Genomic DNA, 15996 nt, shown 5'->3' on the forward strand with positions numbered 1-15996 from the left:
TCGCGATGTTTACAGGAATTATTGAAGAAATCGGCACGATTCAACAAATGAAACAAACAGGGGAAGCGATCGTCTTCACGATCGGGGCACAAAAAGTGTTACAAGACGTGCAGCTCGGTGACAGCATTGCTGTCAATGGCGTTTGTTTAACTGTGACGTCATTTACAGATCGCTTGTTTACTGTCGATGTCATGCCTGAAACGGTGCGAGCAACATCGCTTCGAACGCTTACAGTAGGAGCGAAAGTCAATTTAGAGCGCGCAATGGCAGCAAACGGTCGTTTTGGTGGGCACTTCGTTTCGGGGCATGTTGACGGCATTGGACGCATCATTCGTAAGCAGCCTGTCGCAAACGCTGTTTATTATGACATTGAAGTGCCAAGCCATTTACGTAAATATATGATTTTAAAGGGATCAGTTGCTGTCGATGGCACAAGCTTAACGATTTTCGGTTTAACGGACCGAACGTTTACAATTTCGCTCATTCCGCATACGCGTGAAGCGACGATTTTAGGAGCAAAAAAAGTTGGCGATATTGTCAATATTGAATGTGACATCATTGGAAAATATGTTGAACAGTTCGTTGCTGGAAAGCGTGAAGGATTGACGATGCAATTTTTACAAGAGCACGGATATAAGGGGTGAGCGAAATGTTTCATACAATTGAAGAGGCGATTTATGATTTAATGCAAGGAAAAATTATTATCGTTTGCGATGATGAAGATCGTGAAAATGAAGGGGATTTTGTAGCGCTTGCGGAAAAAGCAACGCCGGAAGTCATTAACTTTATGATTACACACGGTCGTGGTCTTGTGTGTGTCCCGATTACCGAAGAGTTGGCTGATCGGCTCGATTTAGCGCCGATGGTTAATCATAATACAGATGCGCATGGTACAGCGTTTACCGTCAGCATTGACCATAAAGCGACAACGACAGGCATTAGCGCGTTTGAGCGCTCGTTGACGATTCAAGAAATGTTAAATCCAGAAGCGAAAGCAAGCGATTTTAAACGCCCAGGTCATATTTTCCCACTTGTTGCGAAAAAAGGTGGGGTATTGCGTCGCGCCGGACATACGGAAGCTGCGGTCGATTTAGCCCGTCTTTGCGGGGCAAAGCCAGCAGGCGTTATTTGCGAAATTATAAAAGATGACGGAACAATGGCGCGCGTGCCTGATTTAAAGAAAATCGCGGAACAATTCGATATGAAAATGATTACGATTAAAGATTTAATCGCTTATCGCAATCGAAAAGAAAAGCTCGTCAAACGCGAAGTGGAAATTATGTTGCCAACGGACTTTGGTGAATTTAAAGTGATCGGATATTCAAATGCGTTAGACGGAAAAGAACATATCGCCATCGTGAAAGGAGAAATCATCCCAGATGAACCTGTGCTCGTACGTGTCCATTCGGAATGTTTAACAGGTGACGTGTTCGGTTCGCATCGTTGCGATTGTGGTCCGCAACTTCATGCAGCGCTCGCACAAATTGAAGAAGAAGGTCGAGGGGTATTGTTATATATGCGTCAAGAAGGACGCGGCATCGGTTTACTCAACAAATTGCGCGCATATAAGTTGCAAGAGCAAGGCTATGATACGGTCGAGGCAAACGAAAAGCTCGGCTTCGCCCCAGACTTGCGCGACTATGGAATTGGCGCGCAAATTTTAAAAGATTTAGGTGTGACAAAAATGCGTTTGTTGACGAACAATCCGCGGAAAATTACCGGACTGAAAGGATACGGCTTAGAAGTGGTAGAGCGTGTGCCGCTACAAATGCCAGCCAAACGCCATAATGAGCGCTATTTGCGCACAAAATACGAAAAACTAGGACATATGTTGCATTTCTAAGGAGGAGAAAAAATGAACGTATACGAAGGAAATTTAGTCGGAACAGGACTAAAAATAGGCATTGTTGTTGCGCGATTTAACGAATTTATTACAAGCAAATTGCTAAGCGGTGCACTTGATGGATTAAAGCGCCACGGAGTAGAGGAGCAACATATTGATGTCGCTTGGGTGCCGGGGGCATTTGAAATTCCGCTTGTCGCGAAAAAAATGGCGGAGTCGAAAAAATACGATGCGGTCATTACCCTCGGTGCCGTGATTCGCGGAGCAACGAGCCATTACGATTACGTATGCAATGAAGTAGCGAAAGGAACATCGCACGCCGCTCTTTCTTCAGGTGTTCCGGTTATTTTTGGCGTGTTGACGACAGATACGATTGAGCAAGCGATTGAACGCGCTGGGACAAAAGCAGGAAATAAAGGATGGGAAGCAGCGCTTAGCGCCATTGAAATGGCGAATGTGATGCGCACATTTTCTTAATATGCTCGTTCTTAATATGCTCGCGATAAAAAAGGTTTAAAAAAGCGACAAGACCGTTTATAATAGCAATAGCGAGTAAACAATAAGTCTTGTCGATAATGAGGGATTCGTATGCTAGTTCGCTATCGAAAAAACTATGAGAAAATTGCGATGGGTCTTTTGTCGTTTATGCCAAATGAAAAAGACTTAAAGCAGTTGCGACAAACGATGAAAAACTACGAGACAAACGATGATTGGCAGCTGTTTTTATGGAAGGAAGAAGAAGATTTTATTGGCATTATCGGTGTGATTGTGCGCGAACATGCGGTTGAAGTGCAGCATATTAGCGTTAATCCGTCCCATCGTCATCAAGGAATTGGAAAACAAATGGTGAAAGCGTTAAAAGAATTGTATCCAAACAAGTCGTTATGTGCCAATGACATGACCGCTCCATTTTTGGATAGATGTGAACAATGACAGGGATCAGCGTCCCTGTCTTTTTTGTTTTTGCCGTTCGCGTTCAGCGATGACGTCGCTTCGGTCGCGCAACATATGTTTATGGATGATATATTCGTTTGACATGTCGCTTTTTTTCCCCCATATTAGCCCTTTTTGATCGCACTGTTGTTGACATATATGCAACAAGGAAGCATCAATGATTGGCAAGCAAGTGCTTTCATACGGTTGTCCATGATTGATTCGCTCTACATATGTATGAATAAGCGCAATGAGTTGTTCTACATGTATGCCTAGCGCTTCATATGCTTGCTTTTCTCTTTCGAATGTGTTTAATGCTTTTGTAAACATTCGTTTTGCTCCCGCAATATTTCCTCGGCGATAATGATACATCCCAACCGCGAGCTGAATGAAGCCGACCCATACATGTTCGCCTGTTTGTTTCCAATGTTCTTCTAGCACTTCATGGCATTCAAAATAGTCGCGCGTAGCGTGAAAGTGAAGTAAATATTCGATATATGCCCTTGGATACAAACGAAGGCCCCCTTTTTTCATATGCTTACGTATATTATACTATTACTTATGAATAAAGGTGGGATGAAATGTGCATTATCATGTGAAATTAGATCAATTTGAAGGACCGCTTGATTTATTGCTCCATTTAATTCATCGCTATGAAATTGATATTTATGATATTCCTGTGGCACAAATTACAGAGCAATATATGGCTTACATTCACGCGATGAAAGAATTGCAACTTGATGTAGCGAGCGAGTATTTAGTAATGGCGGCAACGCTTATTGAAATGAAAAGTAAAATGTTGTTGCCAAAACATGAAGAAACGCTGGAGGATCAAGAATTATTTATCGAAGAAGACCCGCGTGAGCAATTAATGCAACAGTTAATCGAGTATAAAAAGTTTAAAGAAGCAGCGAAACAGTTGCGCGAGCGAGAAGAAGAGCGAGCGCTTTTATTTACGAAGCCGCCAAGCGATTTAACGGCTTATGCGAAAAACGGTGCACCGCTTGTGCTCGATGTTGATTTGTATGATATGCTTGGGGCGCTCGCGAAATTGTTGCGGCGGAAAAAATTACAAAAACCGCTTCATACGAAAGTAGCGCGTCAAGAAATTCCGATCGGACGACGGATGGAAGAGATTTTACACATATTAAAACATGGAGAGCGAATGAACTTTTACGATTTATTTCCGTATGACGATCGCGAGCAAATTGTCGTGACGTTTTTAGCGTTGCTTGAACTTATGAAACGAAATGAAATTATTGTTGAACAAGAAAACAATTTTGCCGATTTATACATTCGACGAAAAGGTGATCGATATGAATGAATTAGCGATTATGGAAGCGTTATTGTTTGCGGCGGGCGAAGAAGGATTGACGTATAAACAAATGGCTGATGTGCTTGATATTCAAGAAGAACGTGTATATGAACTTGTGCAACAATTAAAGCATATGTATGACGTAGCGGAGCGTGGCATTATGGTCGTCGAGATGGCAGGAACGCTTCAACTTGTGACGAAAAAACAATGTGCTCCATATTTGCAAAAACTTGTTGAGTCACCAACGACGTCATCGTTGTCACAAGCAGCGCTTGAAACGTTAGCGATCATCGCCTATCGCCAACCGATTACGCGCGCAGAAATTGAGCACATTCGCGGTGTTAAAAGCGATAAACCGCTTCAAACCCTATTAGGAAAAGCGTTAATTAAAGAAGTAGGTCGCGCAGAAGGAACAGGTCGCCCGATTTTATATGGAACGACGAAGGAGTTTTTAGACTACTTTGGCTTAAAGACGTTAGACGAACTTCCTCCTCTTCCAGAATGGGACGAGCAAGGGGAAGAACGCGAAGCCGACTTATTTTTCGAACGCCTCAACGAACAACTGCAAGAAGCGAGCGAACAACGATGAGTTTTCGTTTTTTCTTTGGGCTTCTTTTTATGGGAATGATAAAATTTTTCGCATGATTCATAATTTATGGTAAAATAAATGTAGCTTCGTTGTTGAAAAAAGGGGTGTATTGTTTGTGAAAATTATTTCTTGTCATGGCTATGAACTGCAAAAAGCACAGCCGAATACGTCGGAAGATTTTTTTAACCGTTCGGAAGTAACGTTTGTTGACGACGATGGAACAGAGCGAACGTTGCGTGTGTTATATGTTCGATATTTCGATGAGCGTTTTTCACAATGGACGCCGTATGAACAAGATCCTGTATTTCAAGCAGGTGGGAAAGACGTATATTTTAAAGACATTGTCGCGCTCGTTTGTTTGCTCGCCGATCCATCACTTCGGACGCGAAAACGTGTATATATAAGTGAGGAAGAAGAGCTTCGTCGCTATTTTTCATCGATCGACTTTGCGAAATTGCCCGAAGTATTTGAGTCGCTTGCGAAACAACAAGCGTACGATGTGAAATCACCGCTTTTATTTATTGCGCAACCGTAAAGGAGGATGGAGATGGGGAATACTGTTGTTTTTAACCAAACGAAGCAAGTCGAGCAATTGTTGAGTCGCATTGTAGAACAAATTACTCGTTATTTAAACGAAACGACGATTGAGCAAATGCAAGAAGAATGCGCAGGAGACCGCCATTATTATGAAGGGGTGCTTGCGGACTTACGCCGTTTAGCTGTATATGGTGAAGAAGGGATTGATGCATGTCGCATCGTCCTTCAAGAAGAACCGTTTCGGAAAGCCGCAGCAGAACAGGCGTTATACAAAATTTATCATTCATGTGTGGCGGAGTTTTTTACGCCAAAGCGCGATTTATGGTATGAAGATAGCCGTTCAGCGTATACAGGAAGACATTCAATTAAATTGAGACAACCTGCTCCTCCATCGTTACAACAATTGCTCCATGCGATTGAGGCTGATTTTCAAACGATGCGGGAAGAACTCGAATTTTATGAAACAGACTACCGAACAAAAATGATTCAATCACAATAAAGAAGCTGCGTGTGTCAGCTTCTTTTTTTTTATTGCATATGATGCCGAAGGAGGTGTGTTTGTATGCGACAATATATTCATCACGTGCAAACGTGGCTTGAGCGTGTAAAGCCATTTGTAGATGAAGAGGCGCTTGAGCGATTAAAGATGGAGCTTGAACGTGGAGATGTCGCGCGACGATTTGTAAAAGCAAAAGACCGCGTCATGTAGCGGTCTTTTTGTCATACATCATGTACTTATGCATACACTTGTACAAAACGGACAAAGGGATGAGGGTGTATGCGACGGCAATGGTTCATATGGATGATCGTGCTTTGTTTTTTTTGTTCGCTTTTTCCGAATGAAGCGAAGGCGATGTCGGTTAGTGCGAAAAGCGCGATTTTAATGGAACAAACGACAGGACGAGTGCTATTTGAAAAAGATGCCCATACGAAACGACGCATTGCGAGCATTACAAAAATTATGACAGCCATTTTAGCAATCGAATCGGGAAAATGGGAAGAGCTTGTGACGGTAAGTGAACGGGCGGTTCGCACAGAAGGGTCCTCTATTTATTTGAAACAAGGGGAGAAAATTGCGCTCAAACATTTAGTATATGGGCTTATGCTTCGTTCTGGAAACGATGCAGCGGTGGCAATCGCTGAGCACGTTGGCGGTAGCGTCGAAGGCTTCGTGTTTTTAATGAATGAAAAAGCGGCAGAAATCGGCATGACAAATACACAATTTGCGAATCCGCATGGGTTAGATGATGCAGAAAATCATTATTCCACTGCGTATGACATGGCGCTACTTATGCGATATGCAATGCAAAATGAACAATTTCGCGAAGTATCGGGAACGAAATTGTATCGTGCCCCAAATCCGACAGAAGATTGGGACCGTGTTTGGCCCAATAAAAATAAACTGTTGACGCATTTATATGAATATTGCACAGGTGGAAAAACAGGCTATACGAAGCGGGCGAAGCGCACATTAGTGACAACTGCTTCAAAAGATGGTCTTGAACTGATTGCAGTCACCATTAACGCAGGGGACGATTGGAACGATCATATTGCTATGTATGAGCACGGATTTGCGAATTATGAACTTGTGACGATTAAAGCAACTACGATCGTTCAAGATATAAAAGATCCTTTCTATGGTGATCATCTATTCGTTGCACGCGATTTTATATATCCGGTCACAAAAAAAGAAGAGTCGTTAATTCGTTTAGAGCGAAAATTGCTTCGTCCACAAGAGCGTTGGAAAGAGACAGGCGTGCCGTCTGTCGTTGGAAGGGCTGAGCTATACATCGGAAACGAAAAAGTTGACGACGCCCCTATTTTTTATAAGCAGGAAAAGAAAAAGCGTTCTTTTTTTGATTGGCTGTTAGGGGTGGGCAGCGATGGTTAATCTCATTTGGGTTGCGCTTTTGCTTATTGGACTTCTGTTTGCGGGAATAAACGGAACGATGAAAGATGTGAACGAGGCGATGTTTCAAGGGGCGAAAGAGGCGGTGACGATTAGCATTGGCTTAATTAGCGTGCTCGTTTTTTGGCTCGGTTTAATGAAAATTGCCGAACAGTCTGGGCTACTTTCGTTTTTTGCCCGTTTGTTTCGACCAATTGCGAAAAAAATTTTTCCGGAAGTGCCGCCTGACCACCCTGCGCTCGGGTATATATTATCGAACATGATTGCAAATATGTTTGGGCTCGGCAATGCTGCGACTCCCCTTGGCATTAAAGCGATGGAGCAATTGAAGCAATTAAACGGTCAAACAGACGAACCGAGCCGTTCGATGGTTACGTTTGTCGCTTTAAATACCGCAAGCGTTACGCTTATTCCCGCGACGGTCATATCGATTCGCATGACATATCAATCAGCTTCACCTGGAGAAATTATTGGCACGACATTTGTCGCTTCCCTTATTTCGACAATATCAGCGATTATGATTGACCGCGCGTTTTACATACGGAGGCGGAAAAAAGGAGGACTGTGATGCACGTTATTCAATTTTTATCGCTTTGGCTTATTCCTATTTTAATCGCTTGCATTTTGTTGCATGGAACGTACAAGCGTGTGCCGACGTATGAGGCGTTTGTTGAAGGGGGGAAAGAGGGAATTCAAATCGCTTTTTCTCTCATTCCGTATTTAGTTGGTATGCTCGTTGCTGTCTCCGTTTTTCGCGCTTCCGGTGCGCTTGATTTTTTTATTTCATATATAAAACCGTTCATCGTCCCGCTCGGACTGCCGTCTGAAGTCGTTCCGCTTGCGCTCATTCGTCCGATCTCAGGAACCGCTTCGCTCGGCATGGTCACCGACTTAATCGCAACATACGGACCAGATTCATTTATCGGGCGGTTAGCCTCCACGATTCAAGGAAGTACAGAAACGACGTTATACGTGCTCACCGTTTATTTTGGTGCCGTCGGCATTCGCAAAATGGGCGATGCATTAAAAGTCGGCTTACTTGCCGATCTCATTAGCTTTATTGTATCATTTATTATTGTATTATGGATGTTTGGGAAATGAAGCGGTCGATATGCTTGTTGCCCGATGACAGATATATTGTTAACATGATCAGAGTATACGGGCTCGACTGGTTTGAATAATAAAATACAATGTTTAGATTGGTGTGAGTGTGGGGAATGACTGAAAACAAGAGATTGATTCTAAATATTACTGTTTTATCCTTTATTTTAAGTTTTGTATATAGCTTGGTACTTCTGATGATTGAACACCCTCTTTTTTCTAACGAGATGAGTAGTCCGGAAAGTATTGTTGTTTTTACAGCTATATTTTTGATTTTATATATGTTTCATCTGTTTATTTCATGGCTACATTACATGTTTGTAAATAAAACAGTGGGTTCGATGAGAAGGAAAGCTATTGCTTTCTATTTGGTTGGTCTTGTTTTATTATTCTTTTTATATATGTTTTTTCAAGTGAAAATCGTTTGGTTACTGCTTATTTCTTTTGTTATTGTTTCTTTTCCTTCATACAAGCGTTGCTAGGAGAAAGTCGCATCTCGTGCGTCTTTCTCCTTTCTTATTTTTGAACTCCTGTACCGAATATGGTAAAACTATTCCTTTCTTATTTTTGAACTCCTGTACCGAATATGGTAAAACTATATAGTGAGGTGAATGAAATGGAACGATTACAGAAAGTAATTGCTCATGCTGGCATCGCATCGCGAAGAAAAGCAGAGCAATTGATCGTCGAAGGAAAAGTGAAAGTAAATGGAAAAGTTGTGACGGAACTTGGGGTGAAAGTTAGTCCACAAGATCGCATTGAAGTGGATGGCATTCCGCTCGAACGCGAAGAGCCGGTATATTATTTGTTATACAAGCCGCGCGGTGTAATTTGTAGCGTAAAAGATGAAAAGGGAAGAAAAGTAGTGACTGACTTTTTCAAACATGTAAACAAGCGCATTTATCCGATCGGACGGTTAGATTACGATACGTCAGGATTGTTGCTGCTGACAAACGATGGGGAGTTTGCTAATTTATTAATGCACCCGCGCTATGAAATTGAAAAAGTGTACATTGCAAAAGTAAAAGGCATCCCAGCACGTGAAAAAGTGAAACGGCTTGAAAAAGGTGTTGCGCTAGAAGATGGGGTAACAGCGCCAGCGAAAGCGAAAGTATTGTCAATTGACAAACGGAAACAGACGGCGATCGTTGAACTTCGCATTCATGAAGGGAGAAATCGTCAAGTGCGCCGCATGTTCGAAGCGATCGGACATCCTGTTTTAAAGTTAAAGCGGGAACGTTATGCGTTTTTAGACTTGAAAGGGATGAATCCGGGAGATTATCGAGAACTGTCGCCGCATGAAGTGAAGCAATTGCGTGCGCTTGCATTAGCTGGTTCGCCGTACGTATCATAATTTTGTCACAATTTGTTCAAATCATTTTCATTATTTGTATAGTAGTAACTTGTATAATGAGGTTGATGAAAACGGTTTATAGGAGAGTTGGCGGTCAACTACCCCCACTTAGCTAACGCTTGAAGTGAGGGCTTGCAACTCCCCAGAAGTGCAAACGGACTTCTTCCTCCTTCCTTGACTTGGGGTTGCATCAGGGGCAGGTTGACGACTACCCAACGACGCAGGTCATGCCTGCATCGTTACCGATTCTCTCGGTGTGTCTGTTGGCAGTACTTGGCTTCCACACACAACAGACGGACCTACGCTCGATGTTTTACGGTTACAACGTTTCCTGTAACCAACTCCATACATCGAGTAGCAGTTATTGGAGTGCCTTTATTGAACGGTTTTCTCCACGCCTTTATTATATCATACACAAAAGAAAGGGGGAACGCGCATTCCTCTCCCACTTACTCCCTTTGGTCGTTGAAGTGGGAGTCTCCTGCGCGAAATAGGATGAAAGAAAGGCGATTTTGGCTTCGAACGGTCATTTTAGCTATCATGCTTGCAGCCATTGGCTATACGATTTATTCCAATGTATTTGTTGACAAAAAGGCGATCCAAGTTGGTGATTCAGCGCCAGACTTCGTACTTACCGACTTAAACGGCAACAAAATTCAACTATCCGATTATCGTGGAAAAGGTGTATTTTTAAACTTTTGGGGAACGTGGTGCAAACCGTGTGAAAAAGAAATGCCATACATTAATAGACAATACGACGTATATAAAAATGAGGGAGTAGAAGTGATTGCGGTCAATGTTGGTGAGGCGAAAGTAACAGTACAAACGTTCGTTGATCGCTTTCAGCTGACGTTTCCAGTCGTCATCGATCAGCAAGATCAAGTCATGAATGCATACAACATCGGTCCGTTGCCAGCGACATTTTTAATTGACAAAGAAGGCAAAATTGTAGATATCATTACAGGGGCGATGACGGAAGAGGATGTAAAAAAATATATGGAACGAATTAAGCCGTAAGGGGTTTTCGACATGGAACAAGTAAAATGTGAATGTGGGCATGTGAATCCGATTGGTACAGTTCTTTGTGAAGCATGTGGTAAACCGTTAGAAGAAGTGCCAATGTTATTGGACATGCGTTATGAAGGAAGCGCTCGCCGTTCGCAAACGTACAACCAAACGATTGTTGATAAAATATGGAACTTCTTTTCGTCTGTTAAAGTTGGGGTTTGGCTTATCGTTATTACGTTAGTCGCTTCGGCCATCGGCACAATTTATCCACAACAGATGTACATTCCGCCAACAGTGTCGCCAGCTGAATATTATGAGGAGCAGTACGGTTGGCTCGGGAAATGGTATTACGCGCTAGGATTTCACGATTTATATAGCTCATGGTGGTATATGTTGCTTATAGCGCTCATTGGTGTATCGCTCGTCATTTGTAGTTTAGACCGTGTCGTGCCACTATATCGGGCGTTAAACAATCAGCGGGTGACGAGAAATGAACAATTTTTACAACGCCAACGTCTATTTAGCCGTTCACAAGTGAAAGACTACGAAAATGCTTTGCCTCGCGTGGTCGATCGGTTAACGAAACGGGGTTATCGTATTCGTGAGGAGAACGGAAGCATTTTAGCAGAAAAAGGGCGTTTTTCCCGTTGGGGACCGTATGTGAATCACATTGGACTTATCATTTTTCTCATCGGTGCGATGCTTCGATTTGTTCCGGGAATGTATGTGGATGAAAACATGTGGATTCGTGAAGGGGAAATAAAAGAAATTCCGGGAACGAAAGGAAAATATTTTTTAGAAAATAAAAAGTTTATTTTTGAAGTGTATGAGAAAGGAAAAGAGAAAGAAGCGTTTCAAGCGGCGATTGATCGCGTCGGTAACGGAATGATGGCGAAAAACTATCAAACGGACGTCGTATTGTACGAGCGTGTTGGTCCAGTTGTTGCAGGGGAAGAGCCGAAGTTAAAAAAAATAAAAAGCTTTTCCATTCGTGTCAACGAGCCGCTCAAACACGACTACTATGCATTGTACCAAGTGGACTTTAAACTGAATGAGCTAAAAAGTATGTCGTTCCGTTTGACAGATAAACAAACGGCCAAGTCTTTTGGTACGATTACAGTTGATTTAATCCAACCGGAGAAAGAATATGATCTTGGCAACGGTTATAAAGTACAACTATTAAGCTACTTTCCAGATTTTTATTTTGATGAAAATGGAAATCCGAATACGCGCTCGAAAGTGCCAAACAATCCGGCGTTTGTATTTAAAATGTTTGCCCCAGATCGTCCGAAAGGGGAAGTCAGTTTTACTGCTATTCGTCAAACGATCGAACCGTTCGGTGATAACAAGTATAAAATGGCGTTTGCTGGTGCTGACACACGACATGTATCGGCGTTAACCGTCCGTCGTGATTTTACGCTCTGGATTTTAGGTATCGGGGGCACCATTTTTATGATTGGCCTTATACAAGGAATGTATTGGAACCACCGGCGTGTATGGATTCAGCGGATCAACGAAGATGTGCTTATTGCAGCACATACGAACAAAAACTGGTTTGGATTAAAAAAGGAGCTTGAAAGAATATTTAACGATACACCGTTTGTCATGCCAATCGATCAATTGGACAAGCGGTCATAAGGGGGGAACATCGTGGTTCAGTTAAGCAGCACGTTACTGTACGTTGCATTTGTTCTTTATTTAGTCGCAACATTCTTCTTTGGGGGCGCGATTCGTCCTAAAAAGAGAGAAGGAGTAGACCGTTGGGCAACGCTCGGAATTTTTGTAACGATCGTTGGGTTTCTCGCTCAGCTTGGTTATTTCATCACGCGCTGGATCGCAGCCGGACATGCACCTGTCAGCAACTTATTCGAATTTACGACGTTTTTTGGCATGATGCTTGTTGGCGCGTTTATTGTCATTTATTTTATTTATAAAACGAGTTTACTCGGCTTATTTACTTTGCCAATCGCCATTTTAGTGATTGCGTATGCAAGCATGTTTCCAAGGGAAATCTCTCCGCTCATCCCAGCTTTACAAAGCGATTGGTTGCATATTCACGTCACGACGGCCGCAGCTGGCGAGGCCATTTTAGCGATTAGCTTTGCAGCGGGGCTCATTTATTTAATTCGAGTAGTCGATCAGTCGAAAGCGAGCAAACGTACGTTTTGGCTAGAGTTTGTGTTATTTTTCTTAATTAGCACGCTCGGTTTTGTTATCGTAACTACATCGTTTCGTGTGGCTGGTTATGAAGCTACGTTTGAATGGATTGACAAAAATGGACAGCAAAGTGAAATGGTGTACCATATGCCAGCGCTTGTCGGCCCGCATGAAGGGGTGTTAAAAACGGAAGGACGGATGGAACCGTTCGTTCATATGCCTGCAATTATTAATGCTCGCAAATTAAATACAGTAATTTGGTCATTGTTTGCAGGTGGTGTATTATATGGATTGCTTCGCCTTTTCTTACGCAAACGTATTGCAGCAGCTTTGCAACCACTTGTGAAAAACGTGAATTTAGATGTTGTTGACGAAATCAGCTATCGTTCTGTAGCGATTGGGTTTCCGATATTTACACTCGGTGCGCTTATTTTTGCGATGATTTGGGCACAAATTGCATGGACGCGCTTTTGGGGCTGGGATCCGAAAGAAGTATGGGCGCTCATCACATGGCTGTTTTATGCAGCGTTTCTACATTTACGATTGTCAAAAGGTTGGCATGGCGAGCGGTCCGCATGGCTTGCGGTCATTGGATTTGCGATCATTATGTTTAACTTAATAGCGGTAAACTTAGTGATTGCAGGCCTACACTCTTATGCTGCGTCTTAACGCCTTCATAAAGAAGGCGTTTTTTTTTTATGATGAGTAGAAAAAAGTATGGCAGTTTTGTACAATAGTGAACGAGGAGGGAATGACATCATGGGGAAGGAAATTAAAATTTTAGTTGTCGATGACGAAGAGCGCATTCGTCGTTTGCTTCGTATGTATTTAGAACGTGAGCAATATATGATCGATGAAGCAGAAAACGGTGAAGAAGCGCTAGCATTAGCGCTTGACAATGATTATGACTTGATTTTGCTTGACCTTATGTTACCTGGAAAAGACGGTATTGAAGTGTGCAAACAGTTGCGTGAGAAAAAAGCGACACCCGTCATTATGTTAACAGCGAAGGGAGAGGAAGCTAATCGCGTGCAAGGATTTGAAGCAGGAACGGACGATTATATCGTTAAGCCGTTTAGCCCGCGTGAAGTGGTGCTCCGCGTGAAAGCGCTGCTTCGCCGTACAGCGAACTCTCCATATGTAACAACGGATACGACAACACGAGATGTGCTCGTATTTCCTCATTTAACAATTGACCATGATGCGCATCGGGTGACAGCAGATGGGCATGAAGTTAGCTTAACTCCGAAAGAGTACGAGTTGCTTCATTTTTTAGCGAAGTCACCAGATAAAGTGTTTGATCGCGAGCAATTGTTAAAAGAAGTATGGCATTACGAATTTTTTGGTGATTTACGAACAGTTGATACGCATGTCAAACGGTTGCGCGAAAAGTTAAATAAAGTATCGCCAGCAGCAGCGAAAATGATCGTCACCGTTTGGGGCGTTGGGTACAAATTTGAGGTCGTGAATGAATGATGGCACTATGGCGTAGTGTAGTCGGAAAATTATGGCTGACAATTTTATTGCTTGTTGCTTTCGTCCTCTTTATTTTAACCGTTTTGTTGCTAAGTTTTTTTGAAAAATATTATTTGGAAAAAACGGGAGAGCAACTCACTCAACAAGCAGTAAAAGTTGCCCGCGTCGTCGCCGAGCATGATGAGCAGTTTGCTCGCTCAATTGCATGGACGATGGTTGATGATGTATCCAAACTAATGATTATTATTGACGATCGTCATTATTGGTACTCACCAAATGAACAGCTCGTTGATTTGCCGCTTTCGTTTGTTCAACAAGATAAACAGTTGTCGCGCGTATTTGATGGAAAGAAAGTAGTGAAACGGGCGATGATGCCAAACGAAACGATGCGAAATCGGGTTTATAACGAGTTGTTTATTGTTGGTGTGCCGCTTCGCACATCTGATGGAAACGGTGCTGTGTTTGTATATCAATCGCTAAAAGCTGTAGAAGAAACGACAAAACAAACGACGAAGTTTATTTTTCTTGCTGCATTTATTGCTATTGTGTTAACGACGGTATTTGCCTTTTTCTTATCGACAAGAATTACGGCACCGCTTAGAAAAATGAGACAAGTCGCGTTTGAAATGGCGCGCGGGAAATTCGATTCCAAAGTGCCGATCGTCACCCATGATGAAATTGGGGAACTGGCTATGGCGTTTAACCAGATGGGTCGGCAATTGCAATTTCACATTAATGCGTTAAATCAAGAAAAAGAACAACTAGCGAGCATTTTAAGCAGCATGGCGGATGGCGTCATTACGCTCAATCGCAATGGCGAAGTGCTTATTACAAACCCACCTGCCGACCGATTTTTACAAGCATGGTACTACGAACAAGGGCAGCGCGACGATTTATCGCCGCTTCCTCCGCAAGTGAATGAATTGTTTACGAAAGCGGTGGCGGAAGAGAAAGAACAAGCAGCAGAAATTGCTTTACAAGGTCGCAATTGGGTCATTGTGATGACGCCGTTGTACAATGGCAAAGTGATTCGCGGGGCGGTTGCAGTGCTTCGAGATATGACGGAAGAGCGTCGGCTCGATAAGTTGCGCAAAGATTTTATCGCCAACGTCTCGCATGAGTTGCGAACGCCAATCGCCATGTTGCAAGGGTATAGTGAAGCCATTGTCGACGACATCGCGGCGACAGATGAAGAAAAGAAAGAATTGGCAAAAGTCATTTATGATGAATCGTTGCGCATGGGTCGCCTCGTTAACGACTTGCTTGATTTAGCGCGTATGGAAGCAGGACATTTAACGCTTCATAAAGAGCGCGTGCCGCTTCGTTCATACACCGAGCGCATCATTCATAAGTTTCAAGCGTTAGCGAAAGAAAAAGGAGTTCGCTTGCTCGTGGACATAAATGAAGAATTTGTCGTGTTGCTTGACCCTGACCGTATCGAACAAGTGCTGACGAATTTAATTGATAATGCTCTTCGTCACACAGATGACGGTGGGGAAGTTCGTGTCATAGTCGATGGGGACGAAGAGGCGGTGCGCATTTCTGTTCGAGACTCAGGCTCTGGCATTGCTGAAGAAGATTTGCCGTTCGTGTTTGAGCGTTTTTACAAAGCGGATAAAGCACGTACACGCAGTCGCTCTGGCACAGGATTAGGTCTTGCGATTGCGAAAAACATCGTTGAGGCGCATAAAGGAACGATCGCTGTTCATAGTAAGCTCGGCGAAGGAACGACGTTTACATTTACACTTCCATTGAAATAGAAAATTTTTGTTGT

19 protein-coding genes are annotated in these 15996 nt (G+C 42.9%); 18 read left to right on the top strand and 1 reads right to left on the bottom strand.

The features are described from left to right. Nucleotides 1-5: 5 nt before the first annotated feature. The 4 genes from ribE (NSQ23_RS06055) (at nucleotide 6) to NSQ23_RS06070 (ending at nucleotide 2776) form a co-directional block, all read left to right on the top strand. The gene (ribE, locus tag NSQ23_RS06055) at nucleotides 6-644 is read left to right on the top strand and encodes a riboflavin synthase (RefSeq protein ID WP_339173733.1); all 639 of its coding nucleotides are present in this window, start codon (nucleotides 6-8) and stop codon (nucleotides 642-644) included. 5 nt (nucleotides 645-649) lie between these two features. Then, on the top strand, nucleotides 650-1843 hold the full coding sequence (locus NSQ23_RS06060) for a bifunctional 3,4-dihydroxy-2-butanone-4-phosphate synthase/GTP cyclohydrolase II (protein WP_128356678.1): 1194 nt from the start codon (nucleotides 650-652) through the stop codon (nucleotides 1841-1843). A gap of 12 nt (nucleotides 1844-1855) precedes the next feature. Continuing rightward, a complete protein-coding gene (gene ribE, locus NSQ23_RS06065; protein WP_006318211.1) occupies nucleotides 1856-2320 on the top strand; it encodes a 6,7-dimethyl-8-ribityllumazine synthase in 465 nt (154 codons plus the stop codon). Between the two features lie 111 nt (nucleotides 2321-2431). Further along, on the top strand, nucleotides 2432-2776 hold the full coding sequence (locus tag NSQ23_RS06070; protein WP_339173737.1) for a GNAT family N-acetyltransferase: 345 nt from the start codon (nucleotides 2432-2434) through the stop codon (nucleotides 2774-2776). 6 nt (nucleotides 2777-2782) lie between these two features. Here the strand turns inward: NSQ23_RS06070 and NSQ23_RS06075 are convergent, their stop codons facing one another. Further along, a complete protein-coding gene (locus NSQ23_RS06075; RefSeq protein ID WP_339173740.1) occupies nucleotides 2783-3289 on the bottom strand; it encodes a DUF309 domain-containing protein in 507 nt (168 codons plus the stop codon). 70 nt (nucleotides 3290-3359) lie between these two features. Between NSQ23_RS06075 and NSQ23_RS06080 the strand changes: the two genes are divergently transcribed. From NSQ23_RS06080 to NSQ23_RS06145, 14 genes are all read left to right on the top strand, one after another. After that, on the top strand, nucleotides 3360-4100 hold the full coding sequence (locus NSQ23_RS06080) for a segregation/condensation protein A (RefSeq protein WP_339173742.1): 741 nt from the start codon (nucleotides 3360-3362) through the stop codon (nucleotides 4098-4100). Continuing rightward, nucleotides 4093-4680 carry an SMC-Scp complex subunit ScpB gene (gene scpB / locus NSQ23_RS06085; protein ID WP_004889742.1) on the top strand — a complete coding sequence of 196 codons (588 nt, stop codon included), beginning with the start codon at nucleotides 4093-4095 and terminating at the stop codon, nucleotides 4678-4680. Before NSQ23_RS06080 ends, scpB begins: the two co-directional genes overlap by 8 nt. 115 nt (nucleotides 4681-4795) lie before the next feature. Continuing rightward, on the top strand, nucleotides 4796-5215 hold the full coding sequence (locus NSQ23_RS06090; protein ID WP_004889744.1) for a hypothetical protein: 420 nt from the start codon (nucleotides 4796-4798) through the stop codon (nucleotides 5213-5215). 12 nt (nucleotides 5216-5227) lie between these two features. Continuing rightward, complete coding sequence (locus NSQ23_RS06095) at nucleotides 5228-5716, top strand: YpuI family protein (RefSeq protein WP_192948312.1); 489 nt, start codon at nucleotides 5228-5230, stop codon at nucleotides 5714-5716. 63 nt (nucleotides 5717-5779) lie between these two features. Continuing rightward, nucleotides 5780-5926: a hypothetical protein gene (locus tag NSQ23_RS06100; protein WP_004889746.1), complete on the top strand. Its 147-nt coding sequence runs from the start codon at nucleotides 5780-5782 to the stop codon at nucleotides 5924-5926. A gap of 69 nt (nucleotides 5927-5995) precedes the next feature. Beyond that, nucleotides 5996-7108 carry a D-alanyl-D-alanine carboxypeptidase family protein gene (locus NSQ23_RS06105; RefSeq protein WP_339173745.1) on the top strand — a complete coding sequence of 371 codons (1113 nt, stop codon included), beginning with the start codon at nucleotides 5996-5998 and terminating at the stop codon, nucleotides 7106-7108. Beyond that, nucleotides 7101-7694, top strand: coding sequence for a nucleoside recognition domain-containing protein (locus tag NSQ23_RS06110; RefSeq protein ID WP_128356669.1), 594 nt, complete (start codon nucleotides 7101-7103; stop codon nucleotides 7692-7694). Before NSQ23_RS06105 ends, NSQ23_RS06110 begins: the two co-directional genes overlap by 8 nt. After that, nucleotides 7694-8227 carry a spore maturation protein gene (locus NSQ23_RS06115; RefSeq protein ID WP_004889749.1) on the top strand — a complete coding sequence of 178 codons (534 nt, stop codon included), beginning with the start codon at nucleotides 7694-7696 and terminating at the stop codon, nucleotides 8225-8227. Before NSQ23_RS06110 ends, NSQ23_RS06115 begins: the two co-directional genes overlap by 1 nt. Nucleotides 8228-8843: 616 nt before the next feature. Beyond that, the gene (gene rluB, locus NSQ23_RS06120; protein ID WP_004889751.1) at nucleotides 8844-9581 is read left to right on the top strand and encodes a 23S rRNA pseudouridine(2605) synthase RluB; all 738 of its coding nucleotides are present in this window, start codon (nucleotides 8844-8846) and stop codon (nucleotides 9579-9581) included. Between the two features lie 495 nt (nucleotides 9582-10076). Beyond that, nucleotides 10077-10598: a thiol-disulfide oxidoreductase ResA gene (locus tag NSQ23_RS06125; RefSeq protein ID WP_004889752.1), complete on the top strand. Its 522-nt coding sequence runs from the start codon at nucleotides 10077-10079 to the stop codon at nucleotides 10596-10598. Nucleotides 10599-10610: 12 nt separating this feature from the next. Then, complete coding sequence (locus tag NSQ23_RS06130) at nucleotides 10611-12227, top strand: cytochrome c biogenesis protein ResB (RefSeq protein WP_339173752.1); 1617 nt, start codon at nucleotides 10611-10613, stop codon at nucleotides 12225-12227. Nucleotides 12228-12239: 12 nt separating this feature from the next. Next, a complete protein-coding gene (gene ccsB / locus NSQ23_RS06135) occupies nucleotides 12240-13415 on the top strand; it encodes a c-type cytochrome biogenesis protein CcsB (RefSeq protein ID WP_339173755.1) in 1176 nt (391 codons plus the stop codon). A gap of 90 nt (nucleotides 13416-13505) precedes the next feature. Continuing rightward, complete coding sequence (locus NSQ23_RS06140; RefSeq protein ID WP_339173758.1) at nucleotides 13506-14222, top strand: response regulator transcription factor; 717 nt, start codon at nucleotides 13506-13508, stop codon at nucleotides 14220-14222. Continuing rightward, nucleotides 14219-15982 (top strand): ATP-binding protein, encoded by a 1764-nt coding sequence (locus tag NSQ23_RS06145; RefSeq protein WP_339173761.1) that lies wholly within the window; start codon nucleotides 14219-14221, stop codon nucleotides 15980-15982. The genes NSQ23_RS06140 and NSQ23_RS06145 overlap by 4 nt, the downstream gene beginning before the upstream one ends. The last annotated feature ends 14 nt before the right edge of the window (nucleotides 15983-15996 follow it).

Origin of the sequence: Anoxybacillus sp. FSL W8-1294 (assembly GCF_037965005.1) — a bacterium.
In the GTDB taxonomy this organism is placed as follows: Bacteria; Bacillota; Bacilli; order Bacillales; family Anoxybacillaceae; genus Anoxybacillus; species Anoxybacillus flavithermus_G.

What these genes read in the sequence shown, in the direction of transcription:
- ribE (WP_339173733.1), top strand. Translation starts at nt 6, where the DNA reads ATGTTTACAGGAATTATTGAAGAAATCGGCACGATTCAACAAATGAAA.
- NSQ23_RS06060 (WP_128356678.1), top strand. Translation starts at nt 650, where the DNA reads ATGTTTCATACAATTGAAGAGGCGATTTATGATTTAATGCAAGGAAAA.
- ribE (WP_006318211.1), top strand. Translation starts at nt 1,856, where the DNA reads ATGAACGTATACGAAGGAAATTTAGTCGGAACAGGACTAAAAATAGGC.
- NSQ23_RS06070 (WP_339173737.1), top strand. Translation starts at nt 2,432, where the DNA reads ATGCTAGTTCGCTATCGAAAAAACTATGAGAAAATTGCGATGGGTCTT.
- scpB (WP_004889742.1), top strand. Translation starts at nt 4,093, where the DNA reads ATGAATGAATTAGCGATTATGGAAGCGTTATTGTTTGCGGCGGGCGAA.
- NSQ23_RS06095 (WP_192948312.1), top strand. Translation starts at nt 5,228, where the DNA reads ATGGGGAATACTGTTGTTTTTAACCAAACGAAGCAAGTCGAGCAATTG.
- NSQ23_RS06100 (WP_004889746.1), top strand. Translation starts at nt 5,780, where the DNA reads ATGCGACAATATATTCATCACGTGCAAACGTGGCTTGAGCGTGTAAAG.
- NSQ23_RS06105 (WP_339173745.1), top strand. Translation starts at nt 5,996, where the DNA reads ATGCGACGGCAATGGTTCATATGGATGATCGTGCTTTGTTTTTTTTGT.
- NSQ23_RS06110 (WP_128356669.1), top strand. Translation starts at nt 7,101, where the DNA reads ATGGTTAATCTCATTTGGGTTGCGCTTTTGCTTATTGGACTTCTGTTT.
- NSQ23_RS06115 (WP_004889749.1), top strand. Translation starts at nt 7,694, where the DNA reads ATGCACGTTATTCAATTTTTATCGCTTTGGCTTATTCCTATTTTAATC.
- rluB (WP_004889751.1), top strand. Translation starts at nt 8,844, where the DNA reads ATGGAACGATTACAGAAAGTAATTGCTCATGCTGGCATCGCATCGCGA.
- NSQ23_RS06125 (WP_004889752.1), top strand. Translation starts at nt 10,077, where the DNA reads ATGAAAGAAAGGCGATTTTGGCTTCGAACGGTCATTTTAGCTATCATG.
- NSQ23_RS06130 (WP_339173752.1), top strand. Translation starts at nt 10,611, where the DNA reads ATGGAACAAGTAAAATGTGAATGTGGGCATGTGAATCCGATTGGTACA.
- NSQ23_RS06140 (WP_339173758.1), top strand. Translation starts at nt 13,506, where the DNA reads ATGGGGAAGGAAATTAAAATTTTAGTTGTCGATGACGAAGAGCGCATT.
- NSQ23_RS06145 (WP_339173761.1), top strand. Translation starts at nt 14,219, where the DNA reads ATGATGGCACTATGGCGTAGTGTAGTCGGAAAATTATGGCTGACAATT.